The sequence below is a fragment of the Kitasatospora atroaurantiaca genome, assembly GCF_007828955.1.
Lineage (GTDB): Bacteria > Actinomycetota > Actinomycetes > Streptomycetales > Streptomycetaceae > Kitasatospora > Kitasatospora atroaurantiaca.
In genome coordinates this window covers 5,936,985-5,953,512 of record NZ_VIVR01000001.1, presented here as the reverse complement: position 1 = coordinate 5,953,512, position 16,528 = coordinate 5,936,985, and the positions used below count along the sequence as shown (strand labels likewise).

General features: G+C 70.0%; 13 protein-coding genes. 6 read left to right on the top strand and 7 right to left on the bottom strand.

All coding sequences use genetic code 11. The annotated features are described in order from the left end of the window. Window positions 1-16: 16 nt before the first annotated feature. Both FB465_RS26805 and FB465_RS26800 read right to left on the bottom strand, forming a co-directional pair. Window positions 17-1,291, bottom strand: a complete 1,275-nt coding sequence (locus FB465_RS26805) for a glycoside hydrolase family 16 protein (protein WP_145794562.1) — start codon at window positions 1,289-1,291, stop codon at window positions 17-19. A 372-nt stretch (window positions 1,292-1,663) separates the two neighbouring features. Then, window positions 1,664-3,724: a phosphocholine-specific phospholipase C gene (locus tag FB465_RS26800; RefSeq protein ID WP_145794561.1), complete on the bottom strand. Its 2,061-nt coding sequence runs from the start codon at window positions 3,722-3,724 to the stop codon at window positions 1,664-1,666. Between the two features lie 177 nt (window positions 3,725-3,901). On the opposite strand from FB465_RS26800, the gene FB465_RS26795 reads away from it, so the two are divergent. From FB465_RS26795 to FB465_RS26785, 3 genes are all read left to right on the top strand, one after another. Next, complete coding sequence (locus FB465_RS26795; protein WP_246192854.1) at window positions 3,902-4,645, top strand: (2Fe-2S)-binding protein; 744 nt, start codon at window positions 3,902-3,904, stop codon at window positions 4,643-4,645. An 80-nt stretch (window positions 4,646-4,725) separates the two neighbouring features. Then, complete coding sequence (locus FB465_RS26790; protein ID WP_145794557.1) at window positions 4,726-5,670, top strand: hypothetical protein; 945 nt, start codon at window positions 4,726-4,728, stop codon at window positions 5,668-5,670. Beyond that, window positions 5,671-6,972, top strand: coding sequence for a KamA family radical SAM protein (locus FB465_RS26785; protein WP_145794555.1), 1,302 nt, complete (start codon window positions 5,671-5,673; stop codon window positions 6,970-6,972). Window positions 6,973-7,018: 46 nt separating this feature from the next. On the opposite strand, the gene FB465_RS26780 is transcribed toward FB465_RS26785, so the two are convergent. The 3 genes from FB465_RS26780 to FB465_RS26770 all read right to left on the bottom strand — a co-directional run bounded on the left by FB465_RS26780 (window position 7,019) and on the right by FB465_RS26770 (window position 11,341). After that, entirely contained in the window at window positions 7,019-7,420 is a 402-nt protein-coding gene (locus tag FB465_RS26780; protein WP_211785860.1) for a hypothetical protein, read from the bottom strand. 343 nt (window positions 7,421-7,763) lie between these two features. Then, window positions 7,764-10,520 carry a molybdopterin-dependent oxidoreductase gene (locus FB465_RS26775; RefSeq protein ID WP_145794553.1) on the bottom strand — a complete coding sequence of 919 codons (2,757 nt, stop codon included), beginning with the start codon at window positions 10,518-10,520 and terminating at the stop codon, window positions 7,764-7,766. Further along, on the bottom strand, window positions 10,517-11,341 hold the full coding sequence (locus tag FB465_RS26770) for an FAD binding domain-containing protein (protein ID WP_145794551.1): 825 nt from the start codon (window positions 11,339-11,341) through the stop codon (window positions 10,517-10,519). The genes FB465_RS26775 and FB465_RS26770 overlap by 4 nt, the downstream gene beginning before the upstream one ends. Window positions 11,342-11,550: 209 nt before the next feature. Here FB465_RS26770 and FB465_RS26765 point away from each other — a divergent pair, with 209 nt between their 5' ends. The 3 genes from FB465_RS26765 (at window position 11,551) to FB465_RS26755 (ending at window position 13,883) form a co-directional block, all read left to right on the top strand. After that, the gene (locus FB465_RS26765; RefSeq protein ID WP_145794548.1) at window positions 11,551-11,745 is read left to right on the top strand and encodes a hypothetical protein; all 195 of its coding nucleotides are present in this window, start codon (window positions 11,551-11,553) and stop codon (window positions 11,743-11,745) included. A gap of 168 nt (window positions 11,746-11,913) precedes the next feature. After that, on the top strand, window positions 11,914-12,495 hold the full coding sequence (locus FB465_RS26760) for a phosphatase PAP2 family protein (RefSeq protein ID WP_145794547.1): 582 nt from the start codon (window positions 11,914-11,916) through the stop codon (window positions 12,493-12,495). A gap of 101 nt (window positions 12,496-12,596) precedes the next feature. Next, a complete protein-coding gene (locus FB465_RS26755) occupies window positions 12,597-13,883 on the top strand; it encodes a hypothetical protein (RefSeq protein ID WP_170290695.1) in 1,287 nt (428 codons plus the stop codon). Here the strand turns inward: FB465_RS26755 and FB465_RS26750 are convergent. Together FB465_RS26750 and FB465_RS26745 are read right to left on the bottom strand one after the other, a co-directional pair. After that, window positions 13,834-14,925: a polyprenyl synthetase family protein gene (locus FB465_RS26750; RefSeq protein WP_145794543.1), complete on the bottom strand. Its 1,092-nt coding sequence runs from the start codon at window positions 14,923-14,925 to the stop codon at window positions 13,834-13,836. The two genes, FB465_RS26755 and FB465_RS26750, sit on opposite strands and share 50 nt — an antisense overlap. A 92-nt stretch (window positions 14,926-15,017) precedes the next feature. Then, complete coding sequence (locus FB465_RS26745) at window positions 15,018-16,094, bottom strand: polyprenyl synthetase family protein (RefSeq protein ID WP_145794541.1); 1,077 nt, start codon at window positions 16,092-16,094, stop codon at window positions 15,018-15,020. Window positions 16,095-16,528: the final 434 nt, after the last annotated feature.

The window sequence follows — 16,528 nt, the reverse complement described above, 5'->3', positions numbered from 1 at the left end:
GGGAGATCGGGCCGGGTCAGCCGAGGGTCCACTTCTGGTTGGCGCCGCCGCTGCAGGTCCAGGTCTGCAGCCGGGTGCCGTCCGCGGAGGAGTTGCCCGTGGCGTCCAGGCACTTGTTCGCACCGGTGTTGGTCAGGTCGTGGGCAGCTGTGTACGTCCACTGCTGGGCCTTGGTGCCGTTGCAGGTGTACAGCTGCACCGCTGCCCCGTCGGCGGTCGAACCGCCCGCAACGTCCAGGCACTTGCCAAGCGCGCGCACCGTGCCGTCACCGCCGAGCGTCCACTGCTGGGCGGGGTTGCCGGTGCAGTTGTGCAGCTGGACCGGGGTCCGGTCGGCGTTGGAGCCGCCGGCCACATCCACGCACATCCCGCCGATCCCCTTGATCGCGCCGGTCGTGCCCGTTCCCGGGCCGGGGGCGTCGTTCCAGGCCGAGGCGCGCACGTAGTCCACGGTCATGCTCTGCGGGAAGGAGGTGGAGCCGTCCGGGGTGCCGGGCCAGTCGCCGCCGACCGCCAGGTTGAGGATGAGGAAGAAGGGGTGGTCGAAGACCCACTTGTTGCCGCCCGCATCCGCCGGGGTGCGGGTCTCGTACGCCGTACCGTCCACGGACCAGGCGATCGAGTTCGGGCTCCAGTCGACGGCGAAGACGTGGAAGGCGTCCGCGAAGGCCGCACCGCCGGGCAGGGTGTATCCGGCGCCGAGGCCGCCGGCGCCGGAGTACCCGGGGCCGTGGATCGTGCCGTGGATGGTCCCCGGCTCCTTGCCGATGTTCTCCATGACGTCGATCTCGCCGCTGTTCGGCCAGCCCACACTGCCGATGTCCGAGCCGAGCATCCAGAACGCCGGCCAGACGCCCTGACCGCGCGGAATCTTGATCCGGGCCTCGAAGTGGCCGTAGGCCTGGGTGAAGGACCGGGCCGTGTTCAACCGCGCCGAGGTGTAACGGCACGGTCCGTACCAGCAGTTCAGGCCCGGGTCGGTGTTCTTTCGCGCGGTGACCACCAGATGCCCCTGGCCGTCCAGCGCGGCATTGGCGGTGCTGTCGGTGTAGTACTCCAACTCGTGGTTGCCGTACCCGGAACCGCCGGTCTCCAGCGTCCACCTCCCGCGATCCGGCCCGGACCCGGCCGCGCCGTCGAACTCGTCCGACCAGGTCTGCGCGCCGACCGCGGCACTGGCGCGCGAGACACCGGAGCCGCTCGCCGACACCACAATCGCGGTGGCCAGAGCGGCCGAGAGCAGAAGGACGAGTCCGCCGAGAGACCATCGACGGGCACGATGAGCAGCCATGGCATGCACCTTGTTTCGTGGGGGACTTCGGGCGGGGCGCGTCTGAGAGGCAGCGCCAGAGAGCGCTCTCAGACCAACGGTGAGCGCGAGCATACGGAAACACCGGCAGCCCGGCAATGACGACCGGAAGCAGGAAAAGCGGTGCTGAGCTGGGATTATGTTCCGCAGACTCATTACCTAAGGAACTCTTAAGGCTCAGCTAACCCAACGAGCCCTGTGCGCTGCTGGAAAGTCGCGGCCGGCCGAGCGGCGTACCGATGTCCGGATGGCGCGCGGGAGGGGCCCGCCGCAGCCGCCGTGCCTGCACGCCGACGCGCCGCCCCGGGCACCTCAGGGTGCTCGGGACGGCGCGGGAGACGGGTGGCCGAGGGGTCAGTAGGTGAGGATGCCCGGGTCGGAGACGCCCGGGGCGCCGGTCTCGACGTGGCCTGCGAGGCGGCGGACGAAGTCGGCCGAGGTGCTGGAGGTGACCGTCACGTCGTACCAGTTGCGACAGGCGCTCAGGTCGACCGAGTACGTGACCGTCGCGCCCTTGCGGACCGTGAGGGTCCGCGGGGTGCCGCCGTAGGCGTTGGTGACGGTGAGGAGGGCGTCGGCGGTGGCCGCGTTGGTGAACGTCAGGTCGAGGTTGCCGGTGGCCGCGTTGTGGTGCGCGGTGACCTCGGGCCCCGCGGTCTTCCCGGGATTGCGGAAGCGGCGCAGGAACCCGTTCGGGCCGAAGACGGACAGGTCCGTGACGCCCTTCGAGTACTTCGTGTTCCAGCCGTCCGTGATCGTCCTGCCCGCCTCGGCGGTGTACGTCCATGGGCCGTCCGTGCGGTTGGCCGAGGTCACCAGGAACTGGGCGCCGGCCGACGGCCCTCCGCTGAAGGTGAGGCTGAACCTGCCCGCGCTGGTGTCGGCCGCGCCGTCCACCAGCGGCGCGTACTTCAGCGGGCGGGTCGGCTTGGCACCCGGCTCCTGCTGGGGCATGGTGCCGGTGGCGGGCACGGTCGGCACATAGTCCGGGTGCCGGTTGTGGTCCGGCGGCAGGTAGGCGGCCGTCGAAGGCAGCGCCGCCGGCGTCGAGTTCGACGTGGTGAAGTCGAAGGCCGAGGTCAGGTCACCGCAGATGGCGCGCCGCCAGGGCGAGATGTTGGGCTCCTGCACGCCGAAGCGGCGCTCCATGAACCGGATGATCGAGGTGTGGTCGAAGGTCTCGGAGCAGGTGTAGCCGCCGGTGCTCCACGGCGAGACGACCAGCATCGGCACCCGCTGGCCGAGGCCGTAGGGACCGGCCTGGTAGCCGGAGTTGCCGGTGAAGTAGTCGGCCGTCGTCGACACGGTCGACAGGCCCTGCGAGGCGGAGGACGGCACGAACGGCGGCACGATGTGGTCGAAGAACCCGTCGTTCTCGTCGTACGTGATGAACAGCGCCGTCTTCGCCCACACGTCGGGGTTGGCGGTCAGCGCGTCCAGCACCTGCGAGACGTACCAGGCACCGTAGTTCGCCGGCCAGTTGGGGTGCTCCGTGAAGGCCTCGGGCGCTGCTATCCAGGATATCTGCGGCAGCGTGCCGGCCTGGACGTCACGCTTGAGGACGTCGAAGAGCCCGTCACCGTTCTTGGCGTCGGTGCCGGTACGCGCCTTCTCGTACAGCGGGTCGCCGGGGTTGGCGTTGCGGTAACTGTTGAAGTACAGGAGCGAGTTGTCGCCGTAGTTACCCCGGTACGCGTCGCTGATCCACCCCCATGAACCGGCCGCGTCGAGCCCGTCGCCGATGTCCTGGTACATCTTCCAGGAGATCCCGGCCTTCTCGAGCCGCTCGGGGTACGTCGTCCAGCTGTAGCCTGCCTCCTGGTTACCGAGGACCGGGCCGCCGCCTGTGCCGCCGTTGCCGGTGTACCCGGTCCACATGTAGTAGCGGTTCGGGTCGGTGGAGCCGATGAACGAGCAGTGGTAGGCGTCGCAGATGGTGAAGGCGTCGGCGAGCGCGTAGTGGAACGGGATGTCGTCGCGGGTCAGGTACGCCATCGTGGTGGCCGTCTTGGCGGGGATCCACTGGTCGTACTTACCGTTGTTGAATGCCTTGTGGCCGCCGGCCCAGTCATGGTTGAGGTCCTGGAGGAACTGCAGGCCCAGGTCGCTGACCTGGGGACGGAACGGCAGCACTTCCTTCCTGCCGCTGTCCGTCTGGTGCCACACCGACTTGCCGCTCGGCAGCGTCACGGGACGCGGGTCGCCGAAGCCTCGTACACCCTTCATCGACCCGAAGTAGTGGTCGAAGGAACGGTTCTCCTGCATCAGCACGACAATGTGCTCGACGTCCTGGATCGTGCCGGTGCTGCCCTGGGGGGCGATCGACGCGGCTCGCGCGATGCTCTGCGACAGCGCGGAGAACGCGGCTGTCGCGCCGGCCAGTTGCAGGAAGCGGCGGCGGTTGAGTTCTGCCATCGGTGGGTGACCTCCACATGTCGCGGGGTGGCGGGCGGTTCCCCCAAGGACAGCGCTTTCGGGACATCGCCCGGCGGACGACTCATGACTGCCCGCTGTACGGCAGGCGAACGCCCCTCACCGGCGTTCGTGCCGCCCGACCGGGCGGCGTCAGCCCTGACCTGGCATGCTTCCGGGGTGCACCCCGTCAAGCCCCATCAGCTGCTCGAGCGGGTCGGCCGGATCGGGCCGTACTTCTCCGTCCGCACCAGCGCCCAGGACGCGCCGCCGCCGGTCGGCTTCCGGCCGCTCCGCGAGCTGTACGCGACCGGCCCGGACGCGCCGCTCGCGCAGAAGATCGCCTCCGCCGCCGGGCAGTTGAACACGCCGGAGGCGCGGGTCGCGGCCTCGGTCGTCCACCTCGGCCTCGCCGCCCGGCTGTGGTCGGTGGCGCTCGCCACCTCCGCACTCGGCGCGACCGTGCCCGACCTGGATCCCGACCGGGCCCACTTCCTTCTCCCCGTCGGCGGACCACTGGACCTGTGGCTGCCCCACCCCGCCGTCGCCCACTCCGACGCACCGCTCCTGGACCGTCTCCACCACACGGTCGTCACCTCCAACCTCGGCCCGCTCGCCACCGCCGTACGCACCGTCGCCCCGGTCGCACCGCGCCTCCTGGACGGCAACGCCGCCTCGGCCCTCGCCGGCACGGTGCGAGTCCTGAGCGCGGATCCGGAACTCCGGCGCACCGGGGCGGCCCAGGCTGCCGCATCACTCGCCCGCGCCCTGCTCGACCGTCCGCCGCTCTTCGGGACCGGGGCCTTCACCTCCGCCGGCCCGCTCCGGTTCCGACGGAACTCCTGCTGCCTGTACTACCGCGTGCCCGGCGGAGGTGTCTGCGGCGACTGCGTCTTCGACCACCCGCCCCGCGCCCGCCGTTGACCGGTCGCGCTCTCCGCCCGGGCGAAACCCCACCGGAGACCTGCGCGGCTACGCGACGCCCGTCGGAACTCCTCACCACGATGGTCACCCTGCTGGTCATCCAGCCGATCCTGGCCAGGCTGGAAGAGGACCGGGTCCGCGAACACCTCCGCCTGGACTACCCCTCCTTCTGCGAGAAGGTGGCTCAGGCCGGCGACATCGTGTGCGTGCTCGACACCTTCTCCTACCTGTTCTCCGGGCACACCGCCGAGCGCTTTGCCGACGCGGCCCGGAGCGCGATCGGCCGCGGGGCCACCCTCCGCATCATGCTGCTCGATCCGGACTCACTGGCGGCTCAGCAGCGCTCCCACGAACTCAGCGCCGACGTGCGCCGCGAGATCATGCGGAACCTGCGCGACCTGAGGCGCCTGGAGGCGCAACTGCCGCGCGAGCGCAGGCAGCAGCTGGAGGTCCGTGTCTATGCGGCGGCGCCGTCCATCCAGCTGTACCGCTGTGGCGAACGCATGATGGTGAGTTTCTTCCCCGTGGACCGCCTCTCCGGCGAGGGACAGCAGCTGGAGGTGCGCATCACCACACCGCTGGGTTCCTTCGTCTCCGAACGCTTCGCGGAGCTGTGGAGCAGCGGACGCTCCATCAACGAGCTGCTGACGACGCACGTGCAACTCCTCGAGGAGGAGAGCGGAGAGAACGCCGGGGCGCCCATGCGGTTGGAGTACGTCCGGTACGACGGCAGCATGTACGTCTGCGACCAGCGGGTGGTGGTGGAGCTCGCCAGACGGCGCGACCGCCCTCTGCGGGTCCGACTGGACGGCCGAGCGGACCAGGTGTTCGAACTGGAGATGATCGGCGCTGCCGAGGAACGCCTGCTCCAGCGGATCTCGACGGCATACTCGGAGAAGTACGGCACCGACGCCAACGCGTTCGTCCGTCTCAGGCCTTTACGCCATGGCATCATTGACACGGCGTCAAGCGACCTGCCGCTGCCCCGTGGCGGCGCGGAGGTCGGTGAGGGCAGAGGACAGTGAGTGACAGCGGAGAACGGTGATCGACGGCCGGTCTTCCGCGCCCTCACCCTGCCCCACCTCGATGCGCTGCTGTCGCGCGCCGGCCTCGACAGGCACGACCGCCTGCGGGCACGGGCGGTCGCCGAGGTCCTGCCCTTCCGGACCAACTCCTACGTCGTCGATGAACTGATCGACTGGGACAGGGCACCTGACGACCCGATCTACCGGCTGGTCTTTCCGCAGCCCGACATGCTGCCGAAGGCCGATGTCGACCGGATCGCCGCGCTGCTGGCGCAGGGCGCCCCGCCCGCGCGCCTGCTCGAGGAGGCGCGTGAGGTCCGGATGCGGCTGAACCCCCACCCCGGCGGGCAACGGGTTTTCAACACGCCCCTGATGGACGGCCTGCCCATCGAGGGCATGCAGCACAAGTACCCGGAGACCGTGCTGTTCTTCCCGCGTCAGGGGCAGACCTGCCACGCATACTGCACCTACTGCTTCCGGTGGCCGCAGTTCGTCGGCGAGCCGGACCTCCGGATGGCCAGCGGGGACGCAACGGCGCTGCGCGAGTACGTGTTGGCGCATCCCGAGGTCACCAGCGTGCTCATCACCGGTGGGGATCCGCTGATCATGAGCAGCACGGTGTTGGCCCGGTACGTCGAGCCACTGCTCGACGTACCGCACCTGGAATCGGTGCGGATCGGCACCAAGGCACTGTCCTACTGGCCGCACCGGGTGCTCACCGACCCGGACAGCGACGACCTGCTGCGCCTGTTCGAGCGCGTGGTGCGCAGCGGACGCAACCTCGCACTGATGGGCCACTACTCGCATCCGCGGGAGCTGGGTACCGGGGCAGCGGAACGCGCGCTGCGGCGCGTACGGGAGACCGGAGCGGTCGTGCGCTGCCAGGCGCCGCTGATCCGGGGTGTCAACGACCGGGCGGAGGACTGGGCCGACCTCTGGCGGAAGCTGGTCGCCCTCGGTGCCGTCCCGTACTACATGTTCGTCGAACGGGACACCGGACCCCAGGACTACTTCGCGGTGCCACTGGCACGCGCGTACGAGATCTTCCGCGAGGCGTACGCGCAGGTCTCCGGCCTGGCCCGGACAGTGCGCGGGCCGATCATGTCGGCCACCCCCGGCAAGGTCCAGGTGGACGGGGTGACCGAGGTCAACGGCCAGCGCGCGTTCGTCCTGCACTACGTCCAGGCGCGCGACCCGGAGTTGGTCGGCCGACCGTTCTTCGCGGCGTACGATCCCGACGCGCGCTGGCTGACCGACCTCAAGCCGCTGGCAGGGGACGGCGCGCTGCCGGGCGTCGACTGAGGGTCGGCGCGCCGTCCTCACGGCCGTCACCGCATGATCGGAACCATCACTCTCCGGGCTCGTGGTGAACGTTGAGGCACAGTGCCCAGACATCGGAGTAGCTGTTCGGCGAGGGCGTTCCGCCGGTGTGCGTTGCGGCCGTCCAGTACGCCGGCCTGGCGGTCCCGTCAGCAACCGGGTTGCCGGCGGAGTCGCTGGGGAAGCTCCCGTTGAGGTGGGGGCCGCCGGAGACCGTCTTCGTGAAATCGGTCGTCGTCACATTGCCGCCGCTGATGGCCGCACCCCCGCTGACCAGCTTCCCGTCCCTGCTGGGGCTGGGGCATCCGACCGTCACGGTCCCACCCGTGGACGCCGTGCTCGGGCCGCTCACCTCGCGGAAGTGGACCTTCGTTGTGACGCCGCTGACGTCGATGTTGTCCCCGCTGCAGATCGCGTACGCGTAGGTCATGTTGTCGTCGCCGCGTCCGCCGCCGATCCCCCCGACGGCCGTCCAGGAGTCGGACGTGGCACGGCGGTTGTTCGAAAGCCGCTCCGCCCACGAGATGAACCGATTTCGACCATGCCGACACGACGTTCAAGGCGCCGAGCGCTGCCACTCCGGGCCCTTTCGGGTGACCGAGGTGGGACGGAGTGATCCGCGGGCGGGCCGTGCCCGGTGCCGTGCCCGTCCGCGGATCCGGTATCCCGCTGCCTCAGACGCCGTGCGCGGACACAGTGGGCGGTCCCAACACGCCCGCGCACGGCCGCCCGAGAGTCTCGCGGATACGTCGGTTCACGCGACAGAAGGCCTCTCACATGCGTGCCGCAGGAGCCCCGATGCGGTGCTCGGCGATGGCCCGCCAGACCTTGTCCCGGAGGAACGGGGCCTCGGTGAAGCGGATGCCGGTGGCGTCGCGGAGGGCGTTGGCGAAGGCGGGTGCGACGGGGTTGAAGGGGCTCTCGCTCATGGACTTGGCTCCGAGTGGTCCGATGGCGTCGGAGGTCTCCATGAAGTGGACCTCGGTGCGCGGCACGTCGGCATAGGCCGGCAGGCGGTAGCGGCGGAACGCTGCGGTGGTGACCTGGCCGGCGTCGTCGATGAGGACCTGTTCGAAGAGGGTGGCGCCGAGTGCCTGGGCGACGCCGCCCTCGACCTGGCCGCGGCACTGCACGGGGTTCATGACCTTGCCCGCGTCGGCCCCGTGGACGCTGCGCAGAATCCTGATCTCCCCGGTGTCGGGGTCGACGGCGAGGCGGAACCACTGGGAGTTGAAGGCCACCGAGCGGGGAGAGCCGCCCCAGTGGCCGACGCCCTCGAGCTCGACCCCCTTTGCGCGAGCGGCCTCGAAGAGTTCCTTGAGCGACATCAGCCGTCCGTCGCACTCCACCGAGTCCTCCGTCAGCCGGAGCAGGCTCCTGGGTGTCCTGGCGTACTCCGCGGCGAAGGACAGGATCTTCTCGGCGAGCGCGTTGGCGGCCTTCATCACGGCCTTGCCCGCCACCACCGTGCCCGCCGAGCCGAAGGCGCCGGTGTCGTGCTTGACGACGTCGGTGTCGGACTGCCGGATGGCGATGCGGTCCACCGTGGTGCCCAGAGCGCCCGCGGTGATCTGCTTGTGCACGGTGGTGGTGCCGTTGCCGAACTCGGCGGTGCCGACCGCGATGTCGTACGTGCCGTCCTCCAGCAACTTCACCGTGGCGTCGGCGAAGTGGCCGCCGGGCGGGCCGGTGGCGATCATCGACATGGCGAAGCCCTGCCCGACCAGCCAGCCCTCCGGCGCGTCCTCGGCGCTGCGGTCCTCCGCGAGGGCCTTGCGGACCACCTGGAGGCACTGGTCGAGGCCGTAGCTGGCGATGTGCAGGTCCTCCTCCTCACCACCCGGGCTGATCATGTGCTCGCCGGGACCGATGATGTTCTTCTCCCGGAACCCCAGCGGATCGATGCCGAGGCGCCGGGCCATCTCGTCCATCGCCGACTCCACGGCGAAGGTCACCTGCCCCAGCCCGTAGCCGCGGAACGCCCCGGCCGGAACGCAGTTGGTGTAGACGGAGTACGCGTCCACCTTCTTGTTCGGCACCCGGTACACGCCCATCGACTCGCCCACACTGTGGAACATCACCGCCGGGCCGTGGTTCCCGTACGCCCCGGTGTTGGACACCACCCGGAACTGAAGTGCCGTCAGCGTGCCGTCCCGCTTGGACCCCGCCTTGACGGTGATCTTGAACGGGTGCCTGGTGGTGGCGCCGTAGAACTGCTCGGGCCGGGTGAACTCCAGCTTCACCGGCCGGTGCAGCTTCATCGCCGCGAGGACGGCGATGTCCTCGGTGAGCATCTCCTGCTTACCGCCGAACCCGCCGCCGACCCGGCCCGCGACCACCCGGACATAGTCGTGCGGCAGGTCGTACAGCGCGCACAGGGCGCGCCGGGTGAGGAACGGGACCTGGGTGCTGGAGCGGACCACGATCCGTTCCTCGCCGGTATCCTCGTTCACCTCGAAGTAGGCGACGCAACCGTGCGTCTCCAGGCTTGCGTGCTGCACGCGCTGGGTCTGGAAGGTCTCCTCGTAGACCAGGTCCGCCTCGGCGAAGCCCTGCTCGACGCTGCCGATCTCGCCGTGCACCTCGCCACAGACGTTGTTGTCCGGCCGGGCGATCCGAGACTCCGGGCCCTTGGGGTGGATCACCGGCGCGCCGGGCACCATCGCCAGCTCCGGGTCGATGACGAACGGCAGCACCTCGTACTCCACGACGATCCGGCGGCAGCCCTCCTCCGCCGCCGCCTCGCTGTCGGCGACCACCGCCGCCACCCGCTGCCCGGCGAAGCGGACCACGTCGTCCATTACCCGGGTGTCGTCCGGGTCCTCGGTGGGGTGCTCGTGCCGGGCCGAGGAGAACAGCCGCTCGGGGGCGTCGTGGTGGGTCAGTACGAGGTGCACGCCGGGCACGCGCAGAGCGGCCGAGGTGTCGATGGAGACGATCCGGGCGTGCGGGTGCGGGGAGCGCAGCAGCTTCATGTGCAGCAGCCCTTCGACCTCGATGTCGAAGGTGTAGCGGGCGGTGCCGGTGACCACCTGCGGCCCGGCCGGCGCGCCCGGGCTGCGGCCGACCGCCTTTCCGGCGCAAGGCTCTTCGGTGTGCTTGACCCCACGGATCGCGTCCTCGATCGCCCGGTAGCCGGTGCAGCGGCACAGGTTGCCCTTCAACGACCGGGGCAGATCGGTCAGTTGCTCCTCGTTCAGGGCTGAGGTGGTCATCAGGAAGCCGGCGGTGCAGAAGCCGCACTGGAAGCCCTGCGCGTCCAGGAACTTCTGTTGCATCGGGTGGAGTTGACCGTCCTTGGCCAGCCCTTCCACGGTGGTGACCGAACGGCCCTCGGCCCGGACGGCCGGGTAGAGACAGCTGTGCACGGGCTCGCCGTCGACCTGGACGGTGCAGGCACCGCAGTCCCCGGCGTCGCAGCCCTTCTTCACCCCGAACCAACCACGGTCGCGCAGGTAGGTGCGCAGACACTGCCCGGGGCGGGGCTCGGCGTCGAAGTCCTCGTTGTTGACGCGGATCGCGAAGCTCATCGTCCGGCCTCCTCGGTCAGTTCGCGGCGGATCTCCTCGGCGAAGCGAAACGTCATGTGCCGTCGCCAGGCCGGGAGTCCGTGGATGTCGTCGAAGTACTCCCCCGGCTCGACCGCGTACTCGACCGCCTCGCGCAAGGCTTCCGCGTTCGGCGGCAACGCGAACCGCAGCTGGATCGGCCGCACGGTCGAGGCCGTGATGGTGAGGGTCAACTCCCCGTCGATCGGATCAACCGCACCGATCACCAGCGCGCCCGACCGGCCCAGCCCGTACAGCGACGCCTGCCGGAACGCCGTACGGCCGGCCAGCGCCCGGGCGGGCAGAGTGACCGAACGGAGCAGCTCACCCTCGTGCAGGACCTTGCGTCCGGCGCCGATGACGAAGTCGGCGACCGGGACCTCGCGCACGGAGCCGGTCCGGGACAGCAGCCGGCAGACGCCATCGAGGGCGGCGGTCAGGGAGATCATCGGCCCGGCGGGCAGCGCGTTGCACAGGTTTCCGCCGACGGTGGCCATGTTCCAGATCTTCCAGGAGGCCAGGAAGGCCCGGCAGCACTGTTCGAAGAGCGGAGCCGCCGCCCACTCCGCGGGCTTGGGGAAGCGGGAGAGCTGGGCGATCGTGCAGGTGGCGGCGATCTCCAGGTCTCCTTCGGCGGTCAGCTGAAGTGGTTCCCAGCCGGTCCGACTGAGGTCGATCAGGCGGCGGATGTGGGGCTGCGGCTCGGAGAACAGGTACGTGCCGCCGCCCAGCCAGGCGTCGCCCGGCCGCCACGTGTCGCGACGACGGGCGTCGCGCACCTCCGTCACCGTGTTCAGATCCACGTTCTTCCACCGTCCTCGACAGCTCGATACGGCGATTGAAGCAACGTACGAACGGTGTGGACGAGTGGTGCCGCACACCAGTGATCCGCTGTCGGACTGGACGATCAACCAGCAGAACGGACGCTGCATGTCTTGCATTTGCAAGTGAATGCTGATCAACCCGGACGCGGACAGCCCGGTCGTACGATTCCTTCCGGCCTACGGGGGCGGTGCAGAGCTCGGTCGCGGCCGGTGGTCTGAAGCTGGTGCCGTGGTCCTGCCTGCTGCTGGGCGCCGGCTGGGCTGTGGGCATGGCGGCGCTGGGCATGACCGCCTTCGCGGTCCGTACCCGCACCCACCACCCGCGCATGGCGAAGACAGCCCCGGAGGGGTCAGGCATCGAGCAGACCGCGCCGGTGCCGTGACTGTCCCTGTCCGGGCATCGTTTCAAGGATGAACGCCGTGCACTGCGGCAGGACGAGCAGGTGAGGGCGGGGGCTTTCAGGATGTCGGATCAGAACGCCGCAGCTTCGACTGCTCCACAGGTCGTATCAGCCCCTGCCCGCCTTCCGCGCTCAGCCGCGGGGGACGCGGTGCCTCGGGGGGAGGCGCGCTGGGCGTGGCTGATCAGCGACGGCTTCGAGCCCAGGAACTGGATGCTGCTCCTGGCTCCGCTGCTCGGCTGGCACGCCGATGCATGGCCGGGCGCCGGCTGGGGTCTGCTCGCGGCGGCGTTCACCGCCGTGCTGCCCACGCTGATCCTGGGAGTCGGTGAGCGCCGCCGGTACTGGGGTGACCGGCATGTGCGGCGGCGGCAGGACCGCCTCGTGGCCGCTCCCGGCGTCATGGCCTCGGTCATCACCGGCACGGCGCTGCTGTACGGGCTCGACGCGCCGATCGAGGTGACGGCCCTGGTGGCGGCGATGCTCGCCGTCCTGCTCGTCCTGCTCGTGATCACCTTCTTCTGGAAGGTGTCGGTCCACTCCGCGGTCGCCGCCGGCGCCCTCGCCATTCTCGCCTCGGTGTTCGGGACCTGGCTCCTCGTGCTCAGCCCGCTGGTGGCGCTGATCGGCTGGTCCCGCATCCGGTTGCGCTGCCACACCATCGGCCAGGTAGCCGTCGGGGCGCTCGTCGGTGCAGGAGTCGGCGCACCTCTCTTCGACCTTCTCGGGTGACAGATTTGACCCGGTTTCCGGACCCCGGTCCCGCCGACCTCGTCATGCTCGAGGCCGAAATGCTCGCGCAGCACCCGGATGCCAACGCGACCGTCGGGGTCGTGCTGCACCTGACCGGTACCGTGCCCGATCTGACCGGCCTTCGAGCACACGTCGCCACCCGCCTTGCCGGCCTCCCTTGCCTCACGCACCTCCTGACCGTCGATGGACCGACGGCACGGTGGTCGCCTGCCAGACCGGATATGACCCAGCACATTCGCGCTCAGCGCGTCGGTGGCCAGCCTGCGGCTCTGGACACCGCGGTACGGGCTTTCCTGCACGAACCCTGGCCGGACACCGCTCCGGCCTGGCGCATGGTCCTGCTGCACGGTCACGTCCCCGACGGGTTCGCCCTGCTGTACCTCACCCAACACACGGTCCAGGACGGCGCCAACGTCGTCACGGTTCTCGAAGCCCTGTTCGGGCCGCCGCTGTTGCCGGGGCAGTCCTCGTTGCTGGCTCGGGGCCTCACCCCCACCGCCAGGCCCCCTCTACGCCAGGTCCTGCGGAGCACCGCGACGTTGCTACGCCACATGCGCCGGCACCACCTGTGGCAATCTCCCGCCCATCCGCCGACCGACCAGCGCCACACGGTGTGGACTCAGGCTCCCACGGCGTGGCTGCGCGCAGCGGCCCGAGCCGGCGGCGCCAGCACCAACGACGTCTTCCTCACAGCCCTGGCCGACGCCATCGCCGAGTGGGCCGGCACGGCCTGGCCCGGCGCCGCCGGCGTGGCGATCCCCGTCATGGTCCCCGTCAGCCTGCGCACGCCCGAGGAGGTGGGAGTTCCGGGAAACCGGCTGTTCCTGACCCGGATCGACCTGCCCGGCGGCACCATGCCTCCGGGTGAACGGCTGGAGCGCACGCGGGTTGTCACCGCCGCCCTGAAGTCCTCCGACCACAAGGCAGTACTCCGCGCGGCCCTCACCCGCCTCCCCCGGAGCCTGTTCCAGCGACTCGTGGCCCTCAGCACCGCACCAGGCCGGCTCACCGTCTGCGCGTCATATCTCGTAGTGCGTCACCGTCTGCACTACGGCGACGCGGCGGTACACCGCATCGACCCCATCATCTGCTGCCCGCCCGGCGTCCCCATGGCCGTCGCCGTGATGAGCTACGAGGACGTTGCCAGCGCGTGCTTCCGCATCGACAAGGCCCTCCCCCACGCCGAAACCCTCCCCGCACGCTGGCACCAGGCGCTCGCGGACCTGAGGGCCACAACTCCCCCGGCCACAGACGTGGGACCCGCACGCACCGAACCCGCCACGGCCGCAGACGCCACCAGCCTCGTACGCACACTGGTCACATCGCTCGTTCAACGCTCCACAACGGCAGCCGCTCGAAGAAAATGACCGCCTCATCACGCCATCGTGGCCGCCAGCCGGCGGCCACCAGGCAGGCCTGTTCCGCATAGCGCCGCATGTCCGCCCGCATCCTGTCCGCCACACCGCGGCGTTCGCCGATCTCGCGGACCGCGGCGATGGTCTCCGGTGTGCAGGCCGGGTCACCGAGCGCGGCTTCCACCACGGCACGCTCGGCGTCACCGACGGCGGACAGCAGGGCGCTGACGGTGTAACTCTGCTTCCCGTCGCGGATGTCGGTGCCGGTCGGCTTGCCCATGGTGGCCGCGTCCCCGAACAGGTCCAGGTAGTCATCTCGCATCTGTCCGCAGATCCCGACCAGCCGCGCGTAACGGCGCAGTTCCTGGTCGAAGAGTGCCGGCTGCCCACCTGCGGCCAGGAGGCCCAGCTGCAGGGGCGCGACAAGCGAGTAGCGGGCGGATTTGTAGTCGGCCACGCAGTGCAGGAGCTCCTCGTCCGGAGCGGTGGGGGTGAAGTCGCGTTCCAGGTCGATGATCTGGCCCACGAATGTGTCGGCTGCTGCGCGTGTCTGGACCTCGACCATGGCCTGACGCAGCACGCCAGGAACCTTCGCATCCAGGAGCACCTGCAGGGACAGGGCCAGGGCGAGATCACCGGCGAGCACGGTGAGACCGAGCGCCGCCTGCGGGTGGTGGGGGAACTGCTTGCGGTAGGCGTAGTAGGTGGAAGGGCCGCCCCGGCGGGTGGGGCTGTCGTCGATGAGGTCGTCGTGCACCAGGCCGTGGGTCTGCAGCAGTTCGATGCTCAGCGCCGCGGCGTCCAGCCCGTCGACCGGCTCGGCAGTCACCAGCCGAGCCGCCTCGTGAAGCAGGACGACCCGCATCCGCTTGCCGCCGCGCAAGGACAGCTGCCGCAGCAACTCCAGGCAGTCCGGGGTGAAACGGCTGAACGACGGCACATCGAGCCTGGTGCTCAGTGTGTCGAAGTACTCCTCGAAGAGCGCGTTGAACCGGCGCTCGTATCCGGCAGCACGGTCCAGTACCTGCTCATCGAGGCCGACGGCTTCGGTCATGACAAGGTCCTCCTGGTCAGGAATGGATGACACGCTAGTGGACGCCGAGCGCGGTGGTGGCCGGTGCCACGGGCAGCGTGCGCGCGGTGGTGTCAGGAGGTGTACTGCGTGGCGGTGATCGCAAGATCGCGCAGGGCAACGTCCGCGGCTTGCGGGAAGGCGGCGTCGTCCAGAACGCGCAACACCTGCTCGTAGCGGGAGGTGATCAGCCGCTCGGTGTCCTCTCGGGCCCCGCTCGTCTCCAGGATGTCCCTCACCTCTGCCGCCTCGCGCTCCCGCAGATCGGCCCGGCCCACCAGGTGGCGAAGCCGCTCCCGCTGGACCTGGTCGGCCCGCTGCAGACCCAGAGCCAGGAGAACGGTCCGCTTGCCTTCTCGTAGATCGCTCAGGCCCGGCCGACATGCGCCGTCCGGGCTGCCGAAAACGTCGAGGAGATCGTCCCTGATCTGGAACGCCTCCCCCAGTGGCAGGCCCAGCTGCGTAAAGACGTCCATGGTGGTCGCACCGGCCCCGGCGACGGCAGCTCCCAACTGCAGCGGCCGCTCGATGGTCGCGGAGGCGGTCTTGAAGCGGATGATCTGCAGTGCCGCCTCGAGGTCGTCAGGACCCCGGTCGGTGCCCATCACATCCAGGTACTGGCCGTACATCACCTCCTCCAGCATCGCGTCGTACAACCCATGAACCACCGGGTACCGCCCGGCGTCCAGCCGGGCGGTGTGCAGCAGTTCCTGAGCCCACATCAAGGCGAGGTTCCCCACCAGCAAGGCGCCGCCCGCACCAAGGCGTTCGGCCCGCTCGTCCCCGCCGAGCTGGGCGCGCATGGCGCGGTGGACGGCAGGGCGGCCACGGCGGCTGGCCGAGTCGTCCATGATGTCGTCGTGGATGAGGGCGAATGCGACGAACAACTCCAAAGAGGCCGCCACTCGCAGAACCGACGTCACGTCACCGTGTCCGCCCGCGGCATGCCAGCCCACCACGCACACCATGGCCCGGATCCGTTTGCCGCCGGCTGCCAGGAAGTCCCGCACCGTCCGCACCACCTCCGGCGGGTGCCCACGCCCGGCCGCCGCCCGGGCCTTACCGGCCAGGAAGTCCTCCAGCACCGCATCGACCTGCCCCCGCACCGCACTCAGATCGATCCCGTACGCAGCAACCACACCCGAAGTCATCGGTTCACCGCCCCCGAACCGGGCAAGGCCGAGCCCTGCCGGACCCGAGAACTGTGATCTCTGCGGCGACTCGGCCCTGCTTGAGGTGGTCGGCCGCACAGCGTGCGGCCGACCACCTCGTCGCCCATTTGGTCTGCATGCCTCATCAACGACCGAGACCACCGCAGAGCACGCACCGACCAGTCCGGTCAGACGCCCGGAGACCTCGCCAGGCTGGCGAGGGCGCCGAGCTGCCGAACCGACGGACCAACCGCGCAGTGCCCGCAGGATCTACACCTGGCGCTCGGTCGGCCCGGTCCCCCGCGCGGCCCTCAAGATGTGTCGGCGCCAGAGCCCGTAGACCACGGGACGCGAACCGCTCCGCCCTCGGCCTGGCCATCGCCCGACCACACCGCCCAGACCCACAACCGGACGACGGTCAGCACGGTGCTGCC

Excerpts from the sequence above, each read along its gene's own strand:
- FB465_RS26805 (WP_145794562.1), bottom strand. The coding sequence starts at position 1,291 with ATGGCTGCTCATCGTGCCCGTCGATGGTCTCTCGGCGGACTCGTCCTT.
- FB465_RS26800 (WP_145794561.1), bottom strand. The coding sequence starts at position 3,724 with ATGGCAGAACTCAACCGCCGCCGCTTCCTGCAACTGGCCGGCGCGACA.
- FB465_RS26790 (WP_145794557.1), top strand. The coding sequence starts at position 4,726 with ATGGTCACCCTGCTGGTCATCCAGCCGATCCTGGCCAGGCTGGAAGAG.
- FB465_RS26780 (WP_211785860.1), bottom strand. The coding sequence starts at position 7,420 with ATGACCTACGCGTACGCGATCTGCAGCGGGGACAACATCGACGTCAGC.
- FB465_RS26775 (WP_145794553.1), bottom strand. The coding sequence starts at position 10,520 with ATGAGCTTCGCGATCCGCGTCAACAACGAGGACTTCGACGCCGAGCCC.
- FB465_RS26750 (WP_145794543.1), bottom strand. The coding sequence starts at position 14,925 with ATGACCGAAGCCGTCGGCCTCGATGAGCAGGTACTGGACCGTGCTGCC.
- FB465_RS26745 (WP_145794541.1), bottom strand. The coding sequence starts at position 16,094 with ATGACTTCGGGTGTGGTTGCTGCGTACGGGATCGATCTGAGTGCGGTG.